Source organism: Streptomyces sp. NPDC002537 (assembly GCF_053594975.1).
In genome coordinates this window covers 1-10,730 of the sequence record NZ_JBSFWT010000142.1, presented here as the reverse complement: position 1 = coordinate 10,730, position 10,730 = coordinate 1, and the positions used below count along the sequence as shown (strand labels likewise).

General features: G+C 74.2%; 9 protein-coding genes and 1 riboswitch. Of the genes, 7 read left to right on the top strand and 2 right to left on the bottom strand.

Features of this window, described 5'->3' with window-relative positions; all coding sequences use genetic code 11:
* Positions 1–282: 282 nt before the first annotated feature.
* Positions 283–437, top strand: a riboswitch (cyclic di-AMP (ydaO/yuaA leader).
* A gap of 13 nt (positions 438–450) precedes the next feature.
* Positions 451–1,254, top strand: a complete 804-nt coding sequence (locus tag ACWD4A_RS34050; protein ID WP_451200110.1) for a M23 family metallopeptidase — start codon at positions 451–453, stop codon at positions 1,252–1,254.
* A gap of 261 nt (positions 1,255–1,515) precedes the next feature.
* Positions 1,516–2,181 (top strand): GntR family transcriptional regulator, encoded by a 666-nt coding sequence (locus tag ACWD4A_RS34045; protein ID WP_451200113.1) that lies wholly within the window; start codon positions 1,516–1,518, stop codon positions 2,179–2,181.
* Between the two features lie 229 nt (positions 2,182–2,410).
* Here the strand turns inward: ACWD4A_RS34045 and ACWD4A_RS34040 are convergent, their stop codons facing one another.
* Positions 2,411–2,692, bottom strand: a complete 282-nt coding sequence (locus ACWD4A_RS34040) for an HPr family phosphocarrier protein (RefSeq protein WP_451200107.1) — start codon at positions 2,690–2,692, stop codon at positions 2,411–2,413.
* Positions 2,693–2,857: 165 nt separating this feature from the next.
* Here ACWD4A_RS34040 and ACWD4A_RS34035 point away from each other — a divergent pair, with 165 nt between their 5' ends.
* From ACWD4A_RS34035 to ACWD4A_RS34020, 4 genes are all read left to right on the top strand, one after another.
* On the top strand, positions 2,858–5,905 hold the full coding sequence (locus ACWD4A_RS34035) for a bifunctional acetate--CoA ligase family protein/GNAT family N-acetyltransferase (protein ID WP_451200104.1): 3,048 nt from the start codon (positions 2,858–2,860) through the stop codon (positions 5,903–5,905).
* A gap of 227 nt (positions 5,906–6,132) precedes the next feature.
* Positions 6,133–6,717, top strand: a complete 585-nt coding sequence (locus ACWD4A_RS34030) for a DUF5998 family protein (RefSeq protein WP_451200102.1) — start codon at positions 6,133–6,135, stop codon at positions 6,715–6,717.
* A complete protein-coding gene (locus ACWD4A_RS34025) occupies positions 6,717–7,937 on the top strand; it encodes an alkaline phosphatase family protein (protein ID WP_451200100.1) in 1,221 nt (406 codons plus the stop codon). The genes ACWD4A_RS34030 and ACWD4A_RS34025 overlap by 1 nt, the downstream gene beginning before the upstream one ends.
* A gap of 57 nt (positions 7,938–7,994) precedes the next feature.
* The gene (locus ACWD4A_RS34020) at positions 7,995–8,666 is read left to right on the top strand and encodes a thymidine kinase (protein ID WP_451200097.1); all 672 of its coding nucleotides are present in this window, start codon (positions 7,995–7,997) and stop codon (positions 8,664–8,666) included.
* On the opposite strand, the gene ACWD4A_RS34015 is transcribed toward ACWD4A_RS34020, so the two are convergent.
* On the bottom strand, positions 8,641–9,447 hold the full coding sequence (locus ACWD4A_RS34015) for a VOC family protein (protein WP_451200094.1): 807 nt from the start codon (positions 9,445–9,447) through the stop codon (positions 8,641–8,643). The genes ACWD4A_RS34020 and ACWD4A_RS34015 overlap by 26 nt on opposite strands.
* 289 nt (positions 9,448–9,736) lie before the next feature.
* On the opposite strand from ACWD4A_RS34015, the gene ACWD4A_RS34010 reads away from it, so the two are divergent.
* Positions 9,737–10,573, top strand: a complete 837-nt coding sequence (locus ACWD4A_RS34010; protein WP_451200092.1) for a sulfurtransferase — start codon at positions 9,737–9,739, stop codon at positions 10,571–10,573.
* Positions 10,574–10,730 lie beyond the last annotated feature (157 nt).

The following is a 10,730-nucleotide window of genomic DNA, read 5'->3' as shown; positions in this document are numbered from 1 at the left end:
GGGCGGGGGGGGGCGGCGCTGGGGCGGGCGCTCGTGGTGCTCACCCCTCCCGGGGGGGGGGGGCGCCCCCGGGGGGGGGGGGGGGCGGTGGGGGGGGGGGGGGGGCCCCCGCGCCCCCCCCGCGCTTCCCTTGTTCCGATCCTTATGTCCGATTTAGTGGACTGGTTGCGTTCCGTCGCTGTGGCGTACGACACAAAACATGAGTTCTGTTTGCCGTTCGAAAGTGGCGGCGTCTAGCGTCAGGGCGGCTGTCCGTCAGATGTGAGTCGCATCCGCGGCCCCGGACAGTCATCGCCGAGTCCCCGTACGGCGCGAGCCAGGGGAGCCGGGGACCCACATGTCCCTGGGGTGAATCGGGCCCCTCTCCGAGGGATCCGTAGGAGACCTTCCTGCTCCGAACCCGTCAGCTAACCCGGTAGGCGAGAAGGAAGGAAAGGATCAGCCGTACCCATGGCGTTCACTCGTCCCACCGGTAAGCACCGCCGTCCGAGCCGCGCCGTCCGCGCCGGGGCGAACGCCGCGGGCATAGCCACCCTCGCGGCCACCGGTGTCATGGCGGGCTTCGCCGCTCCGGCACTCGCCGCCACGGACGACGCCCCGCGCGTCGAGGACACGGGCCTCACCCAGGCCATCGTCATCGGTGACGACACCGCCGACCGCGTCGGCGAGCAGGCCGAGGTCCAGCGCAGCGCCGCCGACGAGGCCGCCGCCCGTCTGCAGGCCGATGCCGCCGCCAAGAAGCAGGCCGCCGAGGTCAAGCAGAAGGCCGACGAGGCCCAGCGCAAGGCGGACGCCGAGCGCAAGGAGCAGGAGCGCGCCGCCCGCGAGCAGGAGCGCAAGCGCCTCAATCTCTTCGTCGCGCCGATCGACGGCTCCTACGTCTCCACCGCCTACAAGGCGTCCAGCGGCCTGTGGTCCTCCGGCAGCCACACCGGCGTCGACTTCCACGCCGAGTCGGGCACCTCCGTGCACGCCGTCGGCGCGGGCACCGTCGTCGAGGCGGGCTGGGGCGGCGCGTACGGCAACAACGTCGTCATCCAGCACAACGACGGCACCTACACGCAGTACGGCCACCTGTCGTCCATCGACGTCTCCGTCGGCCAGACCGTGACCGCGGGCCAGCAGATCGGCCTCTCCGGCGCCACCGGCAACGTCACCGGCCCGCACCTGCACTTCGAGGCCCGCACCGCCCCCACGTACGGCTCCGACATCGACCCGGTCGAGTACCTCCGCTCGCACGGCGTGAACGTCTGACGCACCGTACGGCCCCGCGGCCGCACCGCCCCGTTCTTCCCCGAAGGCCCCGGTCCCCGGCCGGGGCCTTCGCGTTGGCCAAAACGGATCGATGAAATCAGAGGCGCCATCGGAAAATGCGGGCGACTGCAATAGAGTCGCCCGACAGGCTCGATCGGCCGCGATGCGCGGGGGTCAATGCGGAGGTTCGCCCATGCGGGGCCGTACGTGAACGGCTATGACAGCGCGGCACCCGACAGCCGCAGAATTTCCACGCAGGCCGTGTGCACCGCGATCCGCGACGACATCGTCTCCGGCGCCCTGCCGCCCGGCAGCAGGCTCATCGAGGAACTGCTCGCCCGCCGCTACGGGGTCTCCCGTGTGCCCGTGCGCGAGGCCCTTCGCACCCTCGCCTCCGAGGGGTTCGTGACCACCCGCCGGCACGCGGGCGCCTGCGTCGCCGAACCCACCGAGCAGGAGGCCGCCGACCTGCTCGACGTGCGCGCCCTGCTGGAGCCGCTGGGCGCCGCCCGCGCCGCCCAGCGCCGCACCGAGGCCCACCTCAAGGTGCTCCGCGGCCTGGTCAGACTGGGGCAGGAGCGGGCCCGTGGCGGGCGGACCAGCGAACTGCGCCCCCTGGACGACTGGTTCGACGAGACCCTCGCCCAGGCGTCCGGCAGCACCAGCCTCGCCGCGCTGCTCACCCAGCTCCGGCTCAAGATCGCCTGGGTGTACGCGGCGGAGCCGCCGCTGCGGCCGGTGCGCACCTGGGAGACGCACGGTGCCCTCGTCGACGCGATCGCCCGGGGCGACGCCGACCGGGCGCGGGCCATCGCGACGGCACGGTCCGACCGCGCGCCGGGCGAATACCGCCTGCGCCGGCCCGCCCGGCCCGGCCGGCCGCGGAATCCCGAACGAACGCTGCCTGCTACAGCCACCCGTTCCTGACAACGCGCCGCAATTCCCGGGCCGTTGGTGTCCGCCCCGCCGATGGAATTCGCGCGGGGGCGCGCACGGCGCGAAAGCCGGTGCGGAAGAGGCGCGATACCGGGCGGGGCCGAGCGCGGAAATGCCCGCGGTGCGAAAAGCGCCCCCGGGAAGCCGCCGGAAAACGGACAGCGGGGCCGCGGCGGCCTCGATCGGCCGCCGCGGCCCCGCCGCGTGCGATTCCGGTGAATCAGACGGTCTCCGGGAGCTCCTCGAGACCCTCGGCGACCAGCTTCGCCAGGCGCTCCAGGGCCGCCTCGGCACCCTCGGCGTCCGAGGCCAGCACGATCTCCTCGCCACCCTGGGCGCCCAGGCCCAGCACGGCCAGCATGGAGGCGGCGTTGACGGGGTTGCCGTCGGCCTTGGCGATCGTCATCGGGACGCCCGCGGCCGTCGCCGCACGGACGAAGATCGACGCGGGACGAGCGTGCAGGCCCTCGGCCCAGCCGACATTGACGCGGCGCTCAGCCATGGTGTTGCCCTTCAAGTCGTTGGCAGTTGTCTAGACCAGTGTCCCACAGGGGTCGCAGTGCTCCGGCTGCCCCCATCCTTCCCCCGTTCCTCCCTCATCCTTCCCCCGTCCGGACCGGCCGCGCGACCGGGGCGGGCTGTCGGCGCCCGGCCTTACGCTGGCCCCATGCAGACGCCGTCCGAGCACGCGTACCCGACCCACTGGGAAGCCGATGTCGTGCTGCGCGACGGCGGCACCGCACAGATCCGTCCCATCACCCCCGACGACGCGCAACGCTTGATCAAGTTCTATGAACAGGTCTCGGACGAGTCGAAGTACTACCGCTTCTTCGCCCCTTATCCCCGCCTCTCCGACCGTGACGTGCACCGCTTCACCCATCACGACTACGTCGACCGGGTGGGCCTCGCCGCCACCGTCGGCGGCGACTTCATCGCCACCGTCCGCTACGACCGCGTCGGCCCCCGCGGCCTGCCGTCCCCCGGCCCCGCCGACGAGGCGGAGGTCGCCTTCCTCGTCCAGGACGCCCATCAGGGCCGCGGTGTGGCGTCCGCCCTGCTGGAGCACCTCGCGGCCGTCGCCCGCGAGCGCGGCATCCGCCGCTTCGCCGCCGAGGTGCTGCCCGCCAACTCCAAGATGATCAAGGTGTTCACGGACGCCGGCTACACACAGAAGCGCAGCTTTGAGGACGGCGTCGTCCGGCTGGAGCTCGACCTGGAGCCCACCGACCGCTCCCTCGCCGTCCAGCGCGCGCGGGAGCAGCGCGCCGAGGCCCGCTCCGTGCACCGCCTCATCGCCCCCGGCTCCGTCGCCGTCGTCGGCACCGGCCGCGAGCCCGGCGGCATGGGCCGCGCCGTGCTGCGCAACCTGCTGGCCGGCGGCTTCACCGGCCGCGCGTACGCCGTCAACAGGGCCTTCCCGGAAGGGCGCACGCGGCTCCATCCCGAGGACGTCCCCGCCCACCGCTCGGTCCTCGACATCGACGAACCCGTCGACCTCGCGGTCGTCGCCGTCCCCGCCGAGCAGGTCCCCGCCGTCGTCGCCGAGTGCGGCGAGCACGGCGTCCAGGGCCTCGTCGTCCTCTCCGCGGGCTACGGGGAGAGCGGTGCCGACGGGCGCGACCGGCAGCGCGAGCTGGTCCGTCAGGCCCGCTCGTACGGCATGCGCATCATCGGGCCCAACGCCTTCGGGCTGATCAACACCGCCCCCGGGGTCCGGCTCAACGCCTCCCTCTCGCCCGAGCTGCCCAGCGCCGGGCGACTGGGACTGTTCAGCCAGTCCGGGGCGATCGGCATCGCCCTGCTGTCTGGGCTGCACCGGCGCGCCGCCGGGCTCGTCGGCATCTCCACCTTCGTCTCCGCCGGGAACCGCGCCGACGTCTCCGGGAACGACTTCCTCCAGTACTGGCACGACGACCCCGACACCGACGTCGTCCTGATGTACCTGGAGTCCATCGGCAACCCCCGCAAGTTCACCCGGCTCGCCCGGCGCACCGCCGTCCGCAAGCCGGTCGTCGTCGTCAAGGGCGCCCGCCACGGCGGCGCCGCCCCCACCGGGCACGCCGTGCCCACGACCCGGATACCCGACGCCACCGTCTCCGACCTGCTGCGGCAGGCGGGCGTCATCCGCGTCGACACCGTGACCGAACTGGCCGACGCCGGGCTGCTCCTCGCCTCCCAGCCGCTGCCGGCGGGCCCCCGTGTCGCCATCCTCGGCAACTCCGAGTCCCTCGCCCTCCTCACCTACGACGCCTGCCTCACGGACGGGCTGCGCCCGCAGCCCCCGTACGACCTCACCACCGCCGCCGAACCGGCCGATTTCCGCGCCGCCCTCGTGGACGCCCTCGCCGACGACGAGTGCGACGCCGTCGTCGTCACCGCCATCCCCTGGGTCGGCGACGCCTCCGCCGCGGACCTCGCGGGCGCCCTGCGGGAAGCGGTCGCGACCTCCCCGGTCGCCAAGCCGGTCACGGTCGTCCATCTGGAGATCCCGGGCCTGGCGGAAGCGCTGGCGGCTCCGCCGGATTCCGCGGCGGCACCGGCCCCGTCCGCGCCGCCCGCGGCCGTCGGCGTCGCCGCCACGCCGGCGCCCCGCGCGAACGCCCCGGCGTCCGCCGCCGGGGTCCCCGACGACGTCCCGTCCGCCGTACGGACCTCGGGCGGCTCTCCCGCGCCCGCCGCGCCGGCCCCCGCCGGTGGGGCCGTCGCCGGGAGCGCCGCGTCCACGCCGGCGCCCCGAGGGGACGCTCCCGTTTCCGCCGTGCCGTCCTCCGGGGACGTTTCCGCGTCTGCCGCGTCCGCCCCCGCCGGCCGGCCTCCCGCCGTGCGGATACCCGCGTACCCCGCCGCCGAGCGGGCCGTGCGGGCGCTCGCCGAGGCTGCCCGGTACGCCCGGTGGCGGCGGCAGGCCACCGCCGAGCCGGGCCGGGTGCCCGAGTACGACGACATCGACGAGGCCGGGGCCGCCGCCGACATCGACGTGCTGCTCGCCGCCCACGGCGCGACCCCCGCGCCGCTCACCGGACCGCGCGCCGTCACCCTGTCCGCCGCCGACACCCAGCGCCTGCTCGCCCGCTACGGGATCGCCGTGCTGCCCGCGCTGCCCGCCCCCGACCCCGAGAGCGCCGTCCGCGCCGCGCACCGGCTCGGGTTCCCCGTCACCCTCAAGCCCACCGCCCCGCACCTGCGCCACCGCGCCGACCTCGGCGGCGTCCGCCTCGACCTGGGCGGCGAGGCGGAACTGCTGCGCGCCTACGCGGAGTTGACCGAGCTGCTCGGCAAGCCCGAGGAGACCCGCTTCGTCGTCCAGTCGATGGCACCCCGGGGCGTCGACACGGTCGTCCGGGCCGCCATCGACCCCGCGGCGGGCGCCGTGCTCTCCTTCGGCCTGGCGGGAGCGCCCTCGCTGCTCCTCGGGGACACGGCGCACCGGCTGGTCCCCGTCACCGACCGCGACGCCGCGGAGCAGATCCGGTCGATCCGCACGGCGCCGCTGCTGTTCGGCTGGCGGGGCACGACCCCCGTGGACACCAGGGCCCTGGAGGAGCTGCTCCTGCGCGTCTCCCGGCTGGTGGACGACCACCCGGAGGTGGTGGGCGCGGATCTGGAGCCGGTGATCGTGGCACCCCACGGCGTCCACGTCCTCGGCGCGTCCATACGCCTGGCGCCGCCGCCCGCCCGCACGGACCTGGGGCCGCGCAGCCTGCCGGTGGTGTGACGGCGCCCACCACCGGGGATCACGGGCGGGGAGCCCCGCGCCCCTTCTGTCACCGGGGCTCCGCCCCGGACCCCCGCAACACGGCTTCGCCACGTTGTCCTCAAGCGCCGGACGGGCTGGTTCCGCGGACCATGGCCTCGAATCCGCGGATCCGGGAAGCGGCCGTCGCCTCCGGAGGAGCCCGGCTGACGCGCGGACAGCCCCCATGCGCCCCGTAGGATGGGCGTATGGCGAAGACCGGTACGACGACCCAAGGGCTGCGCGCGGCTATCGAGCGCAGCGGCTATTACCCGGCCCTCGTGGCCGAAGCGGTGGAGGCCGCGGTGGGCGGGGAGCCGGTCGTGTCGTACCTGGTGCACCAGGAGACGACGTTCGACTCCAACGAGGTCCGCCGTCACGTCACGGTCCTCGTCCTGACGGGCAACCGTTTCATCGTCAGCCACACCGACGAGCAGGCCGCCGACGGCACGTCCCCGTCGCCGTACGCCACCACGTCCACGGAGTCCGTGAAGATCGACCGGATCTCCTCCGTCGTGCTGAGCCGCGTCGTCGCCAACCCCGAGGCGTACACCCCGGGCACCCTGCCCCGCGAGGTCGTCCTCACCATCGGCTGGGGCGCGGTGTCCCGGATCGACCTGGAGCCCGCCGCCTGCGGCGACCCCAACTGCGACGCCGACCACGGCTACACCGGCTCGTCCACCGCCGACGACCTGAGCCTGCGCGTCAGCGAGGCGGGCGACGGCCCGGACACCGTCCGGCAGGCCCTCGCCTTCGCCCAGGCGCTCTCCGAGGCGACCGCGGCGACCAGCTGATGACCGGTTTCACCGAAGGCCGTACGACCCCCGGCCAGGCGTGGCACGACCCCGCCCCGCTCGACCCGCGCTCCGCGCCCCTCCCGCGCTACGGCACCGGCTCGCTCGCCGACCTGCTGCCGTCCGTCGCGACCGGCCTGGGCGTCCCCGGGCTGGGCTCGGGCCTGGAACTGGCCCCGGCCGACCGGGTCTGCGTGTTCCTCATCGACGGCCTCGGCTGGGAGCTGCTGCGGGCCCACCCCGCGGAGGCGCCCTTCCTGCACTCCCTGATGGGCACGTCGATGAACGGCACCGGCCGTCCGATGACCGCCGGTTTCCCGTCCACCACCGCGACGTCCCTCGCCTCGGTCGGCACCGGCCTGCCGCCGGGCGCCCATGGACTGCCCGGCTACACGGTCGCCGACCCCGCCACCGGACAGCTGATGAACCAGCTGCGCTGGCGCCCCTGGACCGACCCGCACGCCTGGCAGCCCTACCCGACGGTCTTCCAGCTCGCGGACGCGGCCGGGGTGCACACCTGCCAGGTGTCCGCCCCGGACTTCCAGCACACCCCGCTGACGAAGATCGCGCTGAGCGGCGGCACCTTCCACGGCAGGCTCTCCGGCGAGGACCGGATGGACCTCGCCGCCGACCGGCTCGCCGCCGCCGACCGCGCGCTCGTCTACACGTACTACAGCGACGTGGACGGCAAGGGACACCGCTTCGGCGTCGACTCCGACGAGTGGCGCGGGCAGTTGATGTACGTGGACCGGCTCGCCCAGCGGCTCGCCGAGCAACTGCCGCCCCGCTCGGCGCTGTACGTCACCGCCGACCACGGCATGATCGACATCCCCTTCGACCCGGAGTCGCGCATCGACTTCGACGAGGACTGGGAGCTGCGCGCGGGGGTCGCCCTGCTCGGCGGCGAGGCCCGTGCCCGGCATGTCTACGCCGTGCCCGGTGCCGCCGCCGACGTGCTGGCCGTCTGGCGCGACGTGCTCGGCGAGCAGATGTGGGTCGCCGGGCGCGACGAGGCGATCGAGGCGGGCTGGTTCGGCCGCCCCGGCGACGGTGTGGACGACCGGGTGTACGAGCGGATCGGTGACGTCGTCGCCGCGGCCCGCGACGACATCGCGATCGTCGCCACCGAGACCGAGCCGAACGAGTCCGCGATGGTCGGGCTGCACGGGTCCATGACGCCCGTGGAGCAGCTGGTGCCGCTCCTCGAAGTGCGCTCCTGAACCACACGCCCCCGAACTCCCCCCACCTCCCTGCGTATGAAAGGCCATGGCGTTTCCATGTCCGAGCTGGTGTTCTTCTCCGGAACCATGGACTGCGGAAAGAGCACCCTCGCTCTGCAGATCGAGCACAACCGCTCGGCTCGTGGTCTGCAAGGGATGATCTACACCCGGAACGACCGGGCGGGCGAGGGCAAGTTGTCCTCCCGGCTCGGGCTGGTCACCGACTCCGTCGAGGCGGGTGACGGGTTCGACTTCTACGCGCACATCGTCGCCCACCTGTCGGCCGGCGGCCGCGCGGACTACGTCATCGCCGACGAGGCGCAGTTCCTCGCGCCCGAGCAGATCGACCAGCTGGCCCGGATCGTCGACGACCTCGAACTCGACGTCTTCGCCTTCGGTATCACCACCGACTTCCGCACCCGGCTCTTCCCCGGCTCCCGGCGCCTGGTCGAACTCGCCGACCGGATAGAGGTGCTCCAGGTCGAGGCACTGTGCTGGTGCGGCGCGCGGGCCACGCACAACGCCCGCACGGTCGGCGGGCAGATGGTCGTCGAGGGCGCCCAGGTCGTCGTCGGCGATGTCAACCAGCCGGAGACGGTGGTGGGTTACGAGGTGCTCTGCCGGCGTCACCACCGCCGTCGGCTGACGGCGGCCGCGGCGCACGCGGCGGCCCTGTCGCCCGACGTGCTGCCCGTGGACCCCGCTAACGGGCCGTCCGCAGCAGGGTGAAGACGGCGCCCTCCGGGTCCGTGACCGTGGCCACCCGCCCGGCCGTGCCCTCGTGCGGGGGCTCCAGGACCCGCCCGCCGAGCTCCGTCACCCGCCGTGCGGCGGCATCGGTGTCCGCCACCTCGAACGAGGTCATCCAGTGCGGGCCGTGCGCCCGCGGCAGCGCGGTGCCGACGCCGTGGATCGCGGCCACCGGCCGTCCGTCGAGCCGCAGCGTCAGGTAGTCACGGCCGGACGACTCCGCCGGGTCGGCCTCGTAGCCGAACAGCGCCTGGTAGAAGGCGATGACCGAGGACGTGCGACGGGTCACCAGCTCGTGCCGGGCCGGGGTGCCCGGCGCCCCCACCAGCCGGGGGCCCACCAGCCGCTCGCCCTGCCACACCCCGAACGGCGCCCCGGCCGGGTCGGACGCCAGCACCAGCCGCCCCGCGTCCTCCGCGGCCAGCGGGCCCACCCCGACCGTGCCGCAGGAGGAGCGGATCCACTCCGCCGTCTCGTCCGCGTCGTCGCTCGCGAGATAGGTGGTCCAGGCGGTGGGCAGTTGACGGCCGGGCGTCAGCCCGCCGATCCCGGCCACGTCCTGACCGTCGATCGTGGCGCGCACATACGGGCCGAGTTTGCGCGGCCCGGGGCTGTAGTAGGCCCAGCCGAACAGGCCGCTGTAGAAGTTCTTGATCGATTCCAGGTCGTGCGCCAGGAGACTCGTCCAGCACGGGGTGCCCGGAGTCTGCCGGGCCTCCCTGGTGCTCTGTTGCCGGGGGGAGCCCCAAACCTCGGTCATCGTCACTCTCTCCTCGGACCATCGTGGCGGCCGCGCGTCCCGCGCCGGACCACGGCGCGCGGGCGGTACGGGACGGGGCACGTCCAGATGTTTGCACCACCTGCCGTGGCGCGCCCCCCGGCCGCGCCGGGATTCACGGGTTCCCGCAGGAGAATGCCCGAAAACGCGTTTCGATGCCGTTTCGAGGCCGTTGCCGTCCAGTGTCGGGAGCGCTGTTCAGTATCGAGCAGGTGTACGCGGTCCCGCCAGAGGGCCTTCCGGGCCAGCCGGTTGCGCCAGGATGGGTGCCATGAATCCCATCATCACCGCAGTCGAACTCATGAACGCGTCGGCCGGGGAGCGGCCGCCGGTCCTGCTGGACGTGCGCTACCAGCTCGGCGGCCCGCCCGGCCGCCCGCAGTACGAGGCCGGGCACATCCCCGGCGCCGCCTATGTGGATCTCGACGCCGAACTCGCCGGCGTGCCGGGGGAGCGCGGCAGGCATCCGTTGCCGGACGTGGAGGAGTTCGGCGCGGCCATGCGGCGGGCCGGTGTCCGCGCCGACCACGACGTCGTCGTCTACGACGGCGGTACGGGCTGGGCGGCGGCCCGCACCTGGTGGATGCTGCGCTGGGCGGGGCATTCCTCCGTACGGGTGCTCGACGGCGGGTTCACTGCGTGGACGGCGCAGGACGGACCCCTCGCGACGGGCGCGCCCGCGGTGCCGGCGGGGGACTTCGTGCCAGCCCCCGGGGCGCTGCCGCTGCTGGACGCGGACGGCGCCGCGGCGCTGGCCCGGCGCGGGCTGCTGCTGGACGCGCGCGCGGGGGAGCGCTACCGGGGCGAGACCGAGCCGATCGACGCGGTCGCCGGGCACATCCCCGGCGCGGTCTCCGCCCCGACGAACGAGAACGTGCTCCAGGACGGCCGGTTCCGGCCCGCCGAGGAACTCGTCGAGCGGTTCGCGGAGCTGGGCGCGGCGGGTGACACGGAGGTGGGCGTCTACTGCGGCTCGGGCGTCTCCGCCGCGCACGAGGTGCTGGCGCTGGCGGTCGCGGGCATCCCCGCTGCCCTCTATGTGGGTTCGTGGAGCGAGTGGTCCTCCGACCGGGACCGCCCCGTGGCGACGGGCCCCCAGCCGGGCTGACCGGAACGACGGCGCCCGGCCGCCGTCAACGCGCGTACGGGGGCGGGCGACCCGGGCACGCGTCACCGCCCGTCAACCCCGGTGACCGGGGTTGTCGGGCGGTCGATTGCGCTGGCCAGCCGCGTCACTCCTTTTTCTTGCGCCCGGTGCGGAAGAC